Raw genomic sequence first — 15,442 nt, 5'->3', positions numbered from 1 at the left:
AAGGGTATGAACTCGCCAAGTCTCTTGATTAACCAGACTTGTGATCAAGAGACAGGTGCAATGCACAGCCTTTTTGTAGTTAACAAGTATCGTTCGACTATTTTCTTGCCCAAGGCAAACGAAATGCCACAACACCAAACAAAATCAAAATTGGGAAGCGTAATGTCTCAACAATAAATGAAGCGATACCACTAAAAGAAACAAAGCTACCAGCCCAGCTAATCAGCAGATTTCCCGCAAGCAACATCGCCATCACGCCTAGTACAACCTTAAACGAGAATTGACCGATTAAAGGTTTAGAGTCCGTTAGAGTCACGAGGCAAGCAATGGTCATTAAAATAGCGACCCAGAATGAGAACGTTGGCAGTGGCCAGATAACTGTAAGTACGATTGATAGTAGGCATAAGCCCCACCAAACGCCTTTGGATCTTAATAGCACACTAATATCAACATCGGGTTTACTATCAAGTCTCACTATATGCCAAGTCGTTAAGGCGCCTAACAAACCGCCCATCAACACATCACTGAAAAATGCACTGCCCGTATAAGCTTTAAACAGCATAATCCAAAGTAGCCCGGCAAGTACAATCAGTATCGACTTCTGCTCAAAAAGACGTTTTAGTTTCCACAGCACCAACAAAGTTAAACTCACCCAAAGCGCTGCCAACAAACTTGGAAAACTATAACCACTGCTCATCACTAATTTCAATGTTGGGAGATAAGCGTGTGGACGTGGGAAACCAAACCCTTGATGCGCTATCAAAGTTAGCAGTGTCACTGATATCAAGGTGAAACCGAACTTCAACGCAAAGTTGCGACCAAAATGCCAAGCGATTAATGGCAAAATCACAATGAAAGCCCACGGTTTTGCGAGTAGATCGGTCAATAGAACCGTATTAGAAAAGATACTAGGTAGGTTATCGAACATGTTTTGCAGCGAAACAATCCAACCTAGTTCAACTTGATGAACTTTTGGCGCTGCACCCACCAGCTCTGTTACATAAGTCACAGGTTGGTTTGTCGCCGAAAGAAACAGCTCATTAATCTCAGACCACTGTTCTGGGTAGCGGTATTCATTTGCTGGTAGCGCAGTAGGAGGAAGCAACATCGCCCTACTCACTTCGACGCCATAATGCGGAGCAAACCAAATAGGCAATTCAAAGCCACCTATCTCGTTTCGAGCTTGATAACTGATCACCTCAGAATCTGAGATACAATCATAAATAACAGCGCTGTCAGTGTAACCAAGTACATCACCAACCGTTACGGATAGCCCCGCTTCTTCCCAGGTTTCGCGCTGCGCTGCGATAGCAGGTGATTCATCGGCGACTACGGTGCCTCCCGGGAGAGACAATTGCCCCGTGATCAGCTCATCAACTAACACAATTTGATTGTCAGCACGTACTACACACAAGGCGCCCGCAATATGATCAGGCAAGGTGTTGTTTGCCAAAGCGGGAGTAGTACTCAACAGAGAAATAATAAAAATCAATAGATATCGAATAGCCAACGAATTTACCTACAAATAATAGAAGAAATGGAGACTGCTATCGTAGTCGAACTATTGTAATGAAACACGCAAAGAATCGCTGTCTATGTTTTGTGCAAAGCCTTTCTCATCCATTGAATGTGAGGTGTGAACCCCATTTTTTGATAGAAGTCCTTGGCAGGAGAGTTAAAGTCCCAAACCTCGACAAACACTTGCGTTACACCATAGTCTTCGAAAGTGGATTCGATACGCTTAAACAACGCCTGTGCAACATCCGCTTTTCGGTATTCCGGTAAAACAAAAAGCTCATCGACACTCCCCATCTGAACCGGCTTACTCACTGTGGAGATAAGCTCACAAAAGTGTCCTGAAATGAACCCGACAATTAGCTGCCCTTTGAGCGCCACATACACTAGGCACTCTGGATCATCTAAGTACCTTGCAATACTCTTTTCCTGCTCGATCTCTTCAGCCGTCTTAAAGTGATCAGGACAAGTAATATGATGGTGATGGTGAAGATCAAACATCAACTCATTAAGTTGTTCTAGATCGGTGTGCTTTGCAGCTCTTAGTGTGACGTTCATTATGAGTACGGTTCTCAGCCCAATTAATTATCTAAACAGAGTCTAGTTTACTTGCCATCACTAGCTATACAAGTGATTGAATTAATTCGTTGTTTGAACAGTGTATTTTAAATACAAAAATGACCACGTTGTCGTGGTCATTCGCGTTGAGATGGGATGGTTGTTAACCCTATTGGGCAAGAGTCGAGCGTTATGCGCCGTCGCCTTTTTTCTCCTCTTTGCCTTCCTTAAGATCAGCAAGCTGCTGCTCCAATTCAATCAACTTAATTTCCGCTTCGACTTCAGCGACTCGTTTCTCCGCATCAGTGCGGTTATCTTGCGACAAGCCATCAGCAGTCACTTGAGTTCGCTGAGCATTTCTCGCATCATCCGTATCCTTCATTGAACCCGCGACACCACCAGTAACACCACCCAATGCAGCACCTTTAACGGCCAGGCTTGCATCTCCAGTCAGTGCACCCGCTGTCGTTCCTAGTAACGCACCGCCTACCGCACCACGATTTCGTGCAGCATTCTCATTTTCGTTATCCATTGCCGGTGATGCACAGCCAGAAAGAGTCACAATCAGTGTCGCTAAAAGAAAAGGTTTAGTGAATGTCATAGGAGTCTCGCTTCGTTCTTCGTTTGGATTGACGCCATATTAAGCAGACGAACGAACAAGATAAATAAACGCAAGTTTAGATAAAACATAATGGCCTGCTATGTATAACCCAATTTATGCATAACGAAATACTAAGTGCTTTGTGAGCCAGGGTTCTCTTCCCCAGACACAAAAAAGGCGATCCCATCGGATCGCCTATTAACCTGTATCAAATGAACCTCGCCCTATTTTCCGAGCTTTTGTGCGATCTCAGTTAAGCTTGTTGGGTCATCAATCGTCGAAGGTACTACGTATTGTTCACCTTCTGCAATTTGACGTATGGTTCTTCGTAAGATTTTACCTGAACGCGTCTTAGGCAATCTCTCGACTACTAAGGCTTGCTTGAAGCAGGCGACAGCACCAATCTCATTTCGAACCTTACCCACTAACTCAGCTTGAAGGTCTTCTCCATCCACTTTCACTCCATCTTTAAGAACAACCAATCCGAGAGGAACCTGACCTTTTAAATCATCGTGAATACCAACCACGGCACATTCAGCTATGGCAGGGTGACCACCAACAATCTCCTCCATTTCACCAGTAGACAAACGATGCCCCGCGACATTTATCACATCATCAATTCGGCCCATAATAAATAGGTAACCATCTTCATCAAGGTAACCGCCATCACCCGAGACATAATAACCTGGGAACTGGCTCAAATAACCAGATTCAAACCTATCGTGGTTGCGCCATACCGTAGGTAAACAACCTGGCGGTAGTGGTCGTTTGAGTGCCACAAAACCTTGTTGATTCGTTTGTGCTATTTCACCCAACTCATTGAGGATCTCCACTTGATAACCCGGTACAGGCTTGGTTGAAGAACCCGCTTTCACAGGCAAAGACTCAAGTCCTGTAGGATTAGCAGAGATAGCCCAACCCGTCTCAGTTTGCCACCAATGGTCGATAACTGGTTTATTCGTCTGAGATTCAACCCAGTCCAATGTTGGCGGGTCTAAACGTTCACCAGCCATGAAAATAGACTTGAGTGATGATAAGTCATACTTGCTAAGTAACTCGCCTGCGGGATCTTCTTTCTTAATCGCTCGAAATGCGGTTGGCGCAGAAAACAATACATCGACTTTGTATTCTTCACACACGCGCCAAAATGCGCCGGGATCTGGCGTTCGTACTGGCTTACCTTCAAACAAAATGGTCGTACAACCATTAATCAATGGCGCATACACAATATAGGAATGCCCAACGACCCAACCGACATCAGAAGCTGCCCAAAACACACCACCTTGCGGCATATCGTAGATAGTGCTCATCGAGTATTTCATCGCAACCGCATGACCACCATTATCACGGACAACCCCTTTTGGTTTGCCTGTCGTGCCAGAGGTATAAAAAATATATAACGGATCCGTTGCCAAAACAGGTTCACATTCATGAGGCTCAGCGCTAACAACGGCTTGTTGCCAATGCAAGTCACGCTCATGACTGAGTTCTGCAAGGCATTGTTCCCTTTGGAAAACTACGACTTTCTCAGGTTTCCAACGACTGTCCATGATTGCTCGGTCAACCATCGGTTTATACGGTAGAACTTTGTTGATTTCAATACCACATGACGCAGTCATCAATACCTTTGGCTCGGCATCTTCAATTCGCACTGCGAGCTCGTGTGGAGCAAAACACCAAACACCACAGAGTGAACGGCACCTAGCCTTGCACATGCAAGCATTGCCATTGCGGCTTCAGGAATCATTGGCATGTAGATCACCACATGATCACCCTTGGTTACGCCTTGCTCGGCAAGCATTCCAGCCGTTTTTGCCACTTGTTCGCGGAGTTCATTATAAGAATAAGAGGTCTTGACGCCCGTTACTGGCGAATCATAAATAAGCGCAACCTTGTCACCGCGTCCATGTTCACAATGATAATCCAGCGCTAACCAACAGGTATTCATTACCCCGTCAGGAAACCAACGTTCGATCCCATTCTTGTCGGCTTGTAAGATGTTTTGGGGTGATTCAAACCAATCAATGGCTTGTGATTGTGTTTCCCAGAACGAATTGGGGTCTTCCCTCGCCCATTGATACTCGGTTATGTAATCCGTTTCTCTATTCATTCGATTTGTAGCAGACATAGTGCCACCTCCATGATTCATCCATTTTCCAAGCGCCTGCCCTTCGGCAATAGCACTTGATTGCGCTCTTTTCTCAGCGTTGTGTTCGGAACATTTAACCGAACACGAAAATCGCTTTACTTGGGAAAAGGCACACGAATGGCACCTTCCATGATCACTCGGGCACTACGACTCATAATCGCCCTCTCAACTTTCCATCCGCTTTCTGTCTCTAGCGCTTTAGCACCTACCTTCAATGTTCCTGATGGATGCCCAAAAGTCACAAAGTCACGAGAGCCTCCTCCCGCCGCTAAATTCACAAGCGTACCCGGAACACTCGCCGCTGAAGCAATCGCAACCGCAGCTGTGCCCATCATGGCATGATGCAATTGCCCCATAGACAATGCACGGACCAACAGATCAGTATCAGATACAGCAACTGACTTGCCACTTGAAGCTTGATACGCTTGAGGCTTAGCAACAAAGGCAACCTTTGGGGTGTGCTGGCGTGATTCCGCTTGTTCTAACGAATCAATAAGCCCCATCGCAACTGCGCCATGCGCTCGGATAGACTCAAACATTTCTAGGGCTTTTGGATCGCTGTTGATATCTGATTGAAGCTCTGTGCCTAGATATCCGACCGATTCAGCATTAATAAAAATAGTCGGTATTCCCGCATTAATGTAAGTCGCCTTGATGCAACCTAGATCTGGAACATCTAAGAAATCGACCACATTTCCTGTAGGAAACATCGACCCACTCCCATCTGCCGGATCTAGAAAATCGACCTGAATTTCAGCGGAGGGGAAAGTGACACCATCAAGTTCAAAATCCCCCAACTCTTGAACTTCACCGTCCATGATAGGCACATGAACAATAATGGTTTTCTCGATATTAACTTGCCATACTCGCACTTCGACCACACCGTTTTCAGGGATACGGCTTGAATCAACTAATCCAGTATGAATGGCGAATGGACCAATCGCCGCAGACAAATTACCGCAGTTCCCGCTCCAATCGACAAATGGCTTGTCTATTGCTACTTGACCAAAGAGGTAGTCAACATCGTGATCGGTTTTATCACTCTTCGACACGATGACGGTTTTACTGGTACTGGAGGTCGCGCCTCCCATACCATCAGTTTGCTTACCATAAGGATCTGGGCTGCCAACCACACGCAGAAGAAACTCGTCTCTCGCAGGCCCCGCAACTTGCGCCGCTTCGGGTAAGTCATTCAAGCAGAAGAAAACACCCTTGCTGGTTCCTCCACGCATATAAGTTGCTGGGACTTTTATCTGTTTAATGTTCATCACAGGCTCCTATTGCGCGAGAAAGTCTTTGGCAAAGCGTTGTAATACGCCACCAGCGCTATACACACTTACTTCGTCTGCCGTATCCAATCTACAGGTCACTGGCACATCAAGTTTTTCTCCGCTTTTACGTGTGATCACTAAAGCCAAATCAGAACCCGCCTGGATGTCGCCATACACGTCGTACAGTTCGGTCCCATCCAACTCTAAGGTGTTGCGATTGATTCCCGCTTTGAATTGCAAAGGCAAAACGCCCATACCCACTAAGTTAGTTCTGTGGATTCGCTCAAAACCTTCAGCAACAATCACTTCAACACCCGCTAATCGGACGCCTTTAGCCGCCCAGTCGCGTGATGAACCTTGTCCATAGTCTGCGCCAGCCACAACAATCAAAGGTTGTTTACGGTTCATGTAGGTTTCTATCGCTTCCCACATTCGGGTAACCTGCCCTTCGGGCTCAACTCGGGCTAATGAACCTTGCACGACTTCTCCAGCGTCCTTCACCATTTCGTTAAACAGTTTTGGGTTGGCGAATGTTGCTCGTTGCGCGGTTAAATGATCGCCACGATGTGTCGCGTAAGAGTTAAAGTCTTCTTCTGGAACGTCCATTTTTGCGAGATACTCACCTGCCGCACTTGATGCAAGAATCGCATTTGATGGCGATAGGTGATCCGTAGTGATGTTGTCACCTAAAATGGCTAAAGGCCTCATGCCAGATAGGCTTCGTTCACCTGCGAGAGCCCCTTCCCAATAAGGCGGTCTACGAATATAGGTACTTTGAGGTCGCCAGTCATAAAGCGGTTCAGTCGTTACCTGTTCCCCATCCGGCTGGAACATTTTCACGTAGATTTGTTGGAATTGCTGAGGCTTAACATGCTCACCGACAACCGCATCGATCTCTGCATCACTCGGCCACAAGTCACTTAAATAGATTGGTTTACCATTGTTGTCAGTGCCTAAGCTGTCTTTCTCGATATCAAAGCGAATCGTACCCGCTAAGGCATAAGCAACCACCAATGGCGGTGAAGCTAGAAAGGCTTGTTTTGCATAAGGATGGATTCGACCATCAAAATTTCGATTGCCCGATAACACCGCAGTGGAATAGAGGTCGCGCTCAATGATCTCTTGTTGAATTTGAGGAGCCAACGCTCCACTCATACCGTTACACGTCGTACATGCATAGCCGACAATGCCGAAACCCAACTGTTCCAGTTCTGGAAGTAAACCTGCTGACTCTAAATAGAGCTTGGCAACCTTAGATCCTGGAGCAAATGACGTTTTCACCCAAGGCTTACGAACCAGACCAAGTTGATTCGCTTTTTTTGCCACTAGTCCTGCTGCTACCACGTTTCTTGGGTTACTGGTATTAGTGCAAGAGGTAATCGCGGCGATAATTACCGCGCCATCAGGCATTTGCTCGTCGCTATATTGTTCCGCGTGTTGCGCTTTCCAAGAAGCTTGGCTGATACCCTGCTGAGCAAGCTCACTGGTTGGTAAACGGCGATGTGGGTTCGAAGGTCCTGCGAGGTTTCGCTCAACTTTCGACAAATCAAACTCCAATACACGCTCATATTGAGCCGAATCGAGATCATCCGCCCAGAGTCCGGTTTGCTTTGCGTAAAGCTCAACTAACTCTACTTGCTCAGGATCACGACCTGTCAGCTTAAGATATTGAATGGTCTGCTCATCGATGTAGAACATACCTGCCGTCGCGCCGTATTCAGGTGTCATGTTTGAGATAGTCGCACGATCACCAATGGTCAGTGCACGAGCACCTTCACCGAAGAATTCCAAGTAGCTTGAAACCACTCTTTCATTGCGAAGAAACTCAGTAATAGCAAGCACAATATCAGTAGCCGTAATACCTTCTTGCCTTTGACCGGTAAGTTTAACGCCCACGATGTCTGGTAAACGCATCATAGACGGACGACCTAGCATCACAGTCTCGGCTTCCAAGCCGCCCACACCTATTGCAATAACACCCAGAGCATCAACATGCGGAGTATGGCTGTCGGTACCGACACAGGTATCAGGGAACGCGATACCTTCTTTAGATTGAATAACCGGGGACATTTTCTCCAAGTTAATCTGGTGCATAATCCCGTTACCCGCAGGGATCACACTCACGTTTTTAAACGCGGTTTTACACCATTCAATAAAATGAAAACGGTCTTCGTTTCTGCGCTCTTCAATCGCGCGGTTTTTATCAAATGCTTCGTTATCAAACCCGGCATGTTCCACTGCCAAAGAGTGATCAACAATCAGTTGAGTTTCGACCACTGGGTTCACCTTGGCAGGGTCTCCGCCTTGGTCGGCAATCGCATCGCGTAAGCCAGCTAAATCAACCAGAGCGGTCTGACCCAGAATGTCATGACACACGACACGCGCTGGATACCAAGGAAAATCTAAGTCGCTCTTGCGTTCAATGATCTGCTTTAAGCTGTCTTCAAGGGTTTCAGGATCACAGCTTCTTACCAATTGCTCCGCCAACACTCGGGACGTGTAAGGTAAGGTTTTATAGCTACCCGGAGATATCGCGTCTACCGCTTCACGGGCGTCGAAATATTCCAAGCCAGTTCCCGGTAGAGCCTTTCTGTATTGGCTATTTTCAACGCCTATATTTTGATCAAGGCTCGGGGTTTTCTCAATTTTCACATCAGACATACATCCACCATTATCTAAAATTCTATTCATTGGTTCTCAAGGACAACTCGATATATGAGCCACCTTGAGACAGAAGGATTAACGTAAATGAATAGGTAGCCAGTCTTGATGCTCCGGCCCGGTGTAGTCTGCACTTGGACGAATGATGCGATTATTTTCTCTCTGTTCGAACACGTGCGCCGTCCAGCCCGTAAGGCGGCTCATCACGAAGATCGGAGTAAACAGTTTGGTTGGAATATCCATGAAGTGGTAGGCCGATGCGTGGAAAAAGTCCGCATTACAGAACAAGCCTTTCTCACGCTTCATAACCGCTTCAACGCGCTCAGATACAGCATAAAGCTGCTCGTCGCCAACTTCTTGCGCTAGCTCTTTTGACCAACGTTTGATTAGCGCGTTACGTGGGTCGCTCTCACGATAAATGGCGTGACCGAAACCCATGATTTTGTCTTTGTTAGCAAGCATCTTCATGATGTTCGCTTCAGCTTCATCGGCGGTTTTCCAATCTTGGATCATTTCCATTGCCGCTTCATTCGCACCGCCATGCAGTGGGCCTCTTAGTGTGCCAATTGCTGCTGTCACACACGAATGGATATCCGACAGTGTTGATGCACAAACCCGAGCCGCAAAAGTAGAGGCATTAAACTCATGCTCTGCATAAAGCGTTAGCGAACAATGCATCACCTTCTTATGCAATTCACTCGGTGCTTTGTCCGTTAGCATCTTCAAGAAGTAACCACCTAAACATGATTCGCTTTGATCCTGTGTATCAATTCGCACACCATCGTGACAGAAGCGATACCAATAGCAGATAATGGCAGGGAAAAGTGCAAGCATACGTTCTGTTGATGATAGCTGCTCAGAGAAGTCAGATTCTTGCTCTAAGTTACCCAACATTGAGCAACCTGTTCTCATCACATCCATAGGGTGAGCGTCTGCAGGGATAAGTTCTAAAGCGGCTTTCAACGGTTCAGGCAAGCCACGTAAACCAATCAACAATGTTTTGTAGTCGTCTAACTCTTTTTCACTGGGTAGATGACCTCTTAGTAGCAGGTGTGCGACTTCTTCAAATTGAGCATGATTCGCAAGGTCGGTTATGTCATAGCCACGATAAGTTAAACCCGTTCCTGATTTGCCAACCGTACATAGCGCCGTCGAGCCTGCGCTTTGCCCTCGCAGACCAGCACCACCAATCGCTGGTGCTGCACTTGCTTGTTGTTTTACTGCAGAAGCATTATCGACAGTTGCTTGATCACTCAAAGATAAAGACATGATGAACTCCTTTTCTGGGTTAGCCGCCCTGCACTCTTTGGTGCTGACTATTTATATTCAGTGACCGCAACTATCTCATTCGATTTGACGGACCCGATGTGACTAACTAACCATTCACGTTATTGGATTAAGTTGATGTTTTAATATTTGAAACTGTGTTTATTCTTCACTCGAAAACAATTGATCCAGCTTGTTCTCGTAGTCGTGGTAATTCAGGTGCTCATAGAGCTCTTTACGAGTTTGCATTGAATCCAACAGTGCTTCTTGATTACCTTCAACTAGCAAGTGCTTATAAACATTCTCTGCCGCTTTGTTCATTGCGCGGAATGCACTGAGTGGATAAAGCACCATGTCGACATGAGATTGCGCCAGCTCTTTGCAGTTGTAGAGTGGGGTTTGTCCAAATTCGGTGATATTGGCCAAGATTGGCACATGCTTACCTGTCGCTGATTTGAGCGCTTCAGAAAACTTTACATATTGGTCGAGCTGATTCATCGCTTCAGGGAAGATCATGTCTGCGCCCGCTTCAACACACGCAATCGCTCGCTCAATCGCGCTATCAATGCCTTCAACTGCCAATGCATCGGTACGAGCCATGATCACAAAGCTCTCATCAGTTCTTGCATCGGTTGCCGCTTTTACTCGATCGACCATTTCTTGTTGGCTAACAATCGCTTTATTTGGTCGGTGACCACATCGCTTCTGAGCCACTTGGTCTTCCATGTGAATGGCAGCAGCTCCAGCTTTTTCCATCGCTCGAATGGTTCGTGCAATATTAAACGCCCCACCAAATCCCGTATCAATATCCACCAGCAAAGGCAAATCACACGCGTTGGTAATGCGTTCCACATCCACCAACACATCGTTCAATGTGGTAATACCCAGATCAGGCAAACCGTAAGACGCATTGGCGATACCTGCACCAGACAAGTAGATAGCCTGATGACCTAAGTTCTTTGCCATCATCGCGCAATACGGATTTACCGTGCCGACGATCTGCAGTGGATCATTGTCTTGCACAGCTTGGCGGAACTTCGCTCCTGCTGATAACTTCATAATGACGCTCCCTGTTTAATGTTGATTTTGTAAGTTTTTAATCCACACCTTTGGATTGAATTTGTTGTTCGATAAGCAGACGACTACCGGATATGTGTCGACGCATCAGCATTTCTGCTAGCTCTTCATCACGGTTACGGATTGCTTGTAGGATATATTTATGTTCATCAAGCGCCTCTTTTGGTCGAGACTGCGCTCTAGGTGATTGATAGCGATACATGCGTAACAAGTGGTAAAGCTCATCACACAGTAGAGAAATAAGTTTGCTGTTGCGGCTGGCTTTTATGATTCGATAATGGAAATCAAAATCGCCGTGTTGATGGAAATAGGAAGAACCCTCTACTTCATCGATATGTTTTGAATGTGTCGACAATAATCCTTCAAGCCCAATAAGCTCTTCTTGTGTGATGTGTCTTGCTGCTAGCCTTGCAGCCATGCCTTCTAGAGCCTCACGAACCGCGTAAAGCTCAAGTAGCTTGTCAGCAGAAAAGGTAATCACTCGGGCGCCAATATGAGGAATTCGCTCAATCAGCCCTAACCCTTCGACACGCATAATCGCTTCACGCAAAGGACCACGACTGACCTCAAAGCGTTTAGCTAACTCGGGTTCCGAGATCTTGCTACCAGGCGCTAACTCGCCGTTAACTATCGCTTCAACCAAGTATTCCGTCAGGCTTTCTGACTTGGTATTTTCTTTTTCACCAATACGCGTTTTTATGTTAGCGCTTAAGGCAAGATCTTTTGTCGCAGTATTCATATTCACTCTGCTCACTTCTCATTGTCGAACCAAAACTGTCAACAATTTAACAACATGAACATAAAATACACGATCAAATTGTCGACAATCAAGCAGATTGTCGACAATTTAGACTAAGGTATGACACTAAAAAGCTCAACAAGGTGGTGTAGGATTGGTGAATAGTCGTTAGCAGAGCTTAATAGCGTATTACGAGGTAAGTGAGGGGGTTGATACGAAACATCACCTCTTGGGCAGTTACTGTTTTACTCGTACTTTGATTACAGGCATTTACAGGCGACTCATGTTTATCAGGTTACTGGCACGTATTGTTGACTGCGAGAACGCGATACCAACGTTGGGAACTCAAATATTCCGCCCTTGATAAGTACGATGTGTTGGCTAAAGTAATTCACGGCACTACGACTCACATCTCGGGTTCGCGTTTTCATTACGATGTCAGATGCTGTGAAAAACAGCTCTTCAAAATGAGGGTCGGTTTTATGTTCGGTAAAGTCCTCTACCTCAGAATCATATAAACAGTACTCGAAAACATTTTTGTGTCTCTCGACCACTTGCGCTTCAGAAGTAAATAACACCCCATCGCCGCTATTCGAAAAAGAGTAAGACATGATGGAAAAGTGCTCATCAGTAAAATTGGTCGAGCTTAATGTCTTGAGTTTGAGCCCGTTCTTTCTTTCAACGTACTGTTTATAGTTGTAGACAAAGCTTAAGTTGTGACGATTCTGATGCGTATAATGCCTAATAAAAGAAAAAAGCATAAAAACTAAACTTAACAGAAAGAAAAAGTGATACTTATTAAAATTTTTCAAGGATATTTTTAATTTTTTCATTTTGAGAGTGAACTGAGATTATATAGTTATTGGCATAAGAGTTTTGCGATACATCTTCTAACGCATAGGCGAAGTAAACCTTCTTACCTTCAACTTGATAAAATAGCGTCATATCGGTATTCAGTTGACTAATAAGGTTCAATAATAGCTTAGGCGCAGTATGATCCCTTAAAGTGATCAGGTTGATATTATTACCAGCCTGACTCTCCAAGACCTTTAAATGGTAGTCAGATGATATAAAAGAATCTTTCATATATGGGGAGATCTGGGATAAACCTGAGTAAGCATAATCCTGGTACAAAAAATAACCACCAACAGCAAGATTTAAGCTTATAAAGAGCGTTAAAATAGGTTTTGCCTTGGTTGATATCTTGCTTGTAATCTCCTGATATAAGGGCTCGTTCTTTTCAATTTCTGGCTCTTCTGAGTCCAGGCTTATCAGTGCGTTATCGATAAACACATTCAGTTTAGTGCTTATGCTGTAACCAACACCACGGAATGCCGTAATTTCAACGTTCGCCTCTAGATCATAAAAGGCCTTTCTCAAAAGCGAAATACTTCGTTTTATCGACCCCTCAGTCACCACCTTGTTCTTCCAAACTGTATCTAATATGGTCGATTTTTCGACCATTTCTCCTTGCTTTTCCAATAAAAGAATCGCTAATTTAAACTCGTTATTATTGAGCAGTAATTCCTTTTCTCGATAAGTTATTTTATTTTTCCCACTATCAAATTCTACATTCATTGATAGAAAAACCTCATTAAAGCATTTAGATTCATAAAATCACATCGATTGTAATCACAGATCAATTATACCTAGTAAGCAACTTGATAAACACAGTCGCCCAATCAGAATTGAAATGAATCCTAGAAAGGATTTAATTACCCCATATCACTACGCAAAAATAGAGGAAAAACGTTTACTATTTGACCTGAAATTTATTTGATTTACCAAGAAAATAAAAAAGCCACAGTTTTATACATAAACTGTGGCTTTTTGATTGATACCTAACCATTTAACTAACAAATAATTTAGAATAATAGTGATCAGGCTTTTGGTTTATCCTTGTGTAATATGACTAAAAAACCATCACTTGGTTTACTTGTTCACATAAGCTGGCATTAAGCGTGTTGTCCCAATCATTTTCCGTAACAAACTCACCCTTAGTGTTAAAAACCGTCACATTATCTTTTTCTGAAGCGTACGGTGTGAATGTGGAGGTTTGCAACCACTGCGACATAAGATCATTTTTAACCGACTTATCTTTGCTAGAAAATTCTGCAGGTCCGGATACCGCATTCACCTCATTACCGAAAATAAAAGAAAGCTCTGCACCATGACATGAACTCTCAGATGGCTTACACGTTTTGGCAAAGCTCTCTACGTAGTAGTCAGGCCACAGGCTAAAATCAGGTTGATAGTTGAACTGGTACAGCGCCGCATTCGAACCACCTGCAGCCAAGTTTTGCGCAACCTGTTGAGATGAACACGCAAACAGCACTTGATTCATGAGTTTGCGGGCATTGGTTTTACGCTTTGCTGCGGTGCTATTCCAGAAGCTTAATTTGAACTCCGGGATATTACGCAGCTTAGAGCCCTTATCTGCACCGAAAAACAGATCAATCAGTGAGTTATAACTGCCGGGTAAATCAAGAAGCGCATCAAACGGCGCAACAAAGATATTCGACTCATCTTGGTTGAAACCCAGAGTCACATCAACGCCATTTATCGATTTTAGTTCACTCGGCTGATACGGGACAGTCTCTCCATCGACATAGGGTGCCCAAGATAACAGACCCGCTGTTTTAGGGGTAATACTAGTCAAGCTATTCAGCTGCGTTGCCGCCGCTTTCATTTGAACTTGGACATCCACGATCTCTTCAAAAGGCACGCTAGAAATGTCTTTGTCCTTTCCAAGCTTATCTTGAACAATACCCGCTACCCATTTCGCTGACTCGGCATCTTTGTACTTAACGCCATATGGATTACTTTCCATGATGGCACGTTGGTACAGGTGAGAGTTTTGTTGCTCATCCATTAATTGGATGCCAATCGACATCGCACCTGCACTTTCACCAAACAAAGTAATGTTGTCGGCATCGCCACCAAAACTATCAATATTGGCATGAATCCACTGCAACGCTGCCTTCTGGTCTTGGATACCGTAGTTACCAGAGTGTTGTTCACTGTAGTAGCTACCAAAAATACCCAATCGGTAATTCATGCTAACCAGAATAAACGGGGTACCCTCATCTGCATTTTTAGCAACAAGCTTCGCGCCATCAAACTGCTTAACTGTACTAGAGCCTAGCTCAAATGCACCGCCATGAATGAACACATAAACGGGCAGCTTTTCGCCTTGTTCAACCCCAGATGGGCGCCAAACGTTCGCATTTAAACAGTCTTCACTTTGTGTTTCTTGTACTACGCCGTTCGCTTCCATTGTGTGAGGTATTTGCGGGCAGATATCCCCTGCAGAAGTCACATTATAATGAACGCCCGCTTTAAAGTGATTAAGCTTGGGGGCCTGAAAGCGTTCTGCTGAAGCATATTTTACGCCCATAAACGCATCGACTTGTGATGAATAGCCCACCGGCGAATGCGCTAGGCCTTGTAGTGTCGCCCCTTCAATATCCACGCTTGGTGCTGCAATAGCTTGGTTGCTTAACGCTAGAACGGCGCTTGCAATCGAGATTGATAATGTATTTTTCATCGGTTTACTCAAAAATAGAGAATCAGTGTTATTCGTAAAAATCAAAAAAGGAGCAAGG

The 15,442-nt window shown here is 44.9% G+C and carries 11 protein-coding genes and 1 pseudogene; all 12 read right to left on the bottom strand.

The window, feature by feature from the left end; genetic code table 11:
• Positions 1-97 precede the first annotated feature (97 nt).
• On the bottom strand, positions 98-1,510 hold the full coding sequence (locus tag JC606_RS10620) for a bifunctional NUDIX hydrolase/phosphatase PAP2 family protein (RefSeq protein WP_198778567.1): 1,413 nt from the start codon (positions 1,508-1,510) through the stop codon (positions 98-100).
• Positions 1,511-1,593: 83 nt separating this feature from the next.
• A complete protein-coding gene (locus tag JC606_RS10615; RefSeq protein ID WP_198778566.1) occupies positions 1,594-2,073 on the bottom strand; it encodes a GNAT family N-acetyltransferase in 480 nt (159 codons plus the stop codon).
• A gap of 190 nt (positions 2,074-2,263) precedes the next feature.
• Entirely contained in the window at positions 2,264-2,674 is a 411-nt protein-coding gene (locus JC606_RS10610; RefSeq protein ID WP_198778565.1) for a glycine zipper domain-containing protein, read from the bottom strand.
• A gap of 224 nt (positions 2,675-2,898) precedes the next feature.
• Positions 2,899-4,802, bottom strand: a pseudogene (locus tag JC606_RS10605) (propionyl-CoA synthetase).
• A gap of 116 nt (positions 4,803-4,918) precedes the next feature.
• Positions 4,919-6,091 carry a 2-methylaconitate cis-trans isomerase PrpF gene (gene prpF, locus JC606_RS10600; protein ID WP_198778564.1) on the bottom strand — a complete coding sequence of 391 codons (1,173 nt, stop codon included), beginning with the start codon at positions 6,089-6,091 and terminating at the stop codon, positions 4,919-4,921.
• Positions 6,092-6,100: 9 nt separating this feature from the next.
• A complete protein-coding gene (gene acnD / locus JC606_RS10595) occupies positions 6,101-8,755 on the bottom strand; it encodes a Fe/S-dependent 2-methylisocitrate dehydratase AcnD (protein WP_137406490.1) in 2,655 nt (884 codons plus the stop codon).
• A 78-nt stretch (positions 8,756-8,833) separates the two neighbouring features.
• Positions 8,834-10,024: a bifunctional 2-methylcitrate synthase/citrate synthase gene (gene prpC, locus JC606_RS10590; RefSeq protein WP_198778563.1), complete on the bottom strand. Its 1,191-nt coding sequence runs from the start codon at positions 10,022-10,024 to the stop codon at positions 8,834-8,836.
• 159 nt (positions 10,025-10,183) lie between these two features.
• On the bottom strand, positions 10,184-11,080 hold the full coding sequence (gene prpB, locus JC606_RS10585; protein ID WP_198778562.1) for a methylisocitrate lyase: 897 nt from the start codon (positions 11,078-11,080) through the stop codon (positions 10,184-10,186).
• A 37-nt stretch (positions 11,081-11,117) separates the two neighbouring features.
• Complete coding sequence (locus JC606_RS10580; RefSeq protein WP_198778561.1) at positions 11,118-11,837, bottom strand: GntR family transcriptional regulator; 720 nt, start codon at positions 11,835-11,837, stop codon at positions 11,118-11,120.
• A 290-nt stretch (positions 11,838-12,127) separates the two neighbouring features.
• Positions 12,128-12,448: a hypothetical protein gene (locus JC606_RS10575; RefSeq protein ID WP_233090251.1), complete on the bottom strand. Its 321-nt coding sequence runs from the start codon at positions 12,446-12,448 to the stop codon at positions 12,128-12,130.
• Positions 12,449-12,635: 187 nt separating this feature from the next.
• Positions 12,636-13,415 carry a winged helix-turn-helix domain-containing protein gene (locus JC606_RS10570; RefSeq protein ID WP_137406494.1) on the bottom strand — a complete coding sequence of 260 codons (780 nt, stop codon included), beginning with the start codon at positions 13,413-13,415 and terminating at the stop codon, positions 12,636-12,638.
• A 334-nt stretch (positions 13,416-13,749) separates the two neighbouring features.
• A complete protein-coding gene (locus JC606_RS10565) occupies positions 13,750-15,384 on the bottom strand; it encodes a carboxylesterase family protein (protein ID WP_198778559.1) in 1,635 nt (544 codons plus the stop codon).
• Positions 15,385-15,442 lie beyond the last annotated feature (58 nt).

The organism is Vibrio sp. IB15, assembly GCF_016406055.1.
Taxonomy (GTDB): Bacteria; Pseudomonadota; Gammaproteobacteria; order Enterobacterales; family Vibrionaceae; genus Vibrio; species Vibrio chagasii.
This window is presented reverse-complemented; position numbering and strand designations above follow the sequence as displayed.

Excerpts from the sequence above, each read along its gene's own strand:
- JC606_RS10615 (WP_198778566.1), bottom strand. The coding sequence starts at position 2,073 with ATGAACGTCACACTAAGAGCTGCAAAGCACACCGATCTAGAACAACTT.
- JC606_RS10610 (WP_198778565.1), bottom strand. The coding sequence starts at position 2,674 with ATGACATTCACTAAACCTTTTCTTTTAGCGACACTGATTGTGACTCTT.
- prpF (WP_198778564.1), bottom strand. The coding sequence starts at position 6,091 with ATGAACATTAAACAGATAAAAGTCCCAGCAACTTATATGCGTGGAGGA.
- acnD (WP_137406490.1), bottom strand. The coding sequence starts at position 8,755 with ATGTCTGATGTGAAAATTGAGAAAACCCCGAGCCTTGATCAAAATATA.
- prpC (WP_198778563.1), bottom strand. The coding sequence starts at position 10,024 with ATGTCTTTATCTTTGAGTGATCAAGCAACTGTCGATAATGCTTCTGCA.
- prpB (WP_198778562.1), bottom strand. The coding sequence starts at position 11,080 with ATGAAGTTATCAGCAGGAGCGAAGTTCCGCCAAGCTGTGCAAGACAAT.
- JC606_RS10580 (WP_198778561.1), bottom strand. The coding sequence starts at position 11,837 with ATGAATACTGCGACAAAAGATCTTGCCTTAAGCGCTAACATAAAAACG.
- JC606_RS10575 (WP_233090251.1), bottom strand. The coding sequence starts at position 12,448 with ATGTCTTACTCTTTTTCGAATAGCGGCGATGGGGTGTTATTTACTTCT.
- JC606_RS10570 (WP_137406494.1), bottom strand. The coding sequence starts at position 13,415 with ATGAATGTAGAATTTGATAGTGGGAAAAATAAAATAACTTATCGAGAA.
- JC606_RS10565 (WP_198778559.1), bottom strand. The coding sequence starts at position 15,384 with ATGAAAAATACATTATCAATCTCGATTGCAAGCGCCGTTCTAGCGTTA.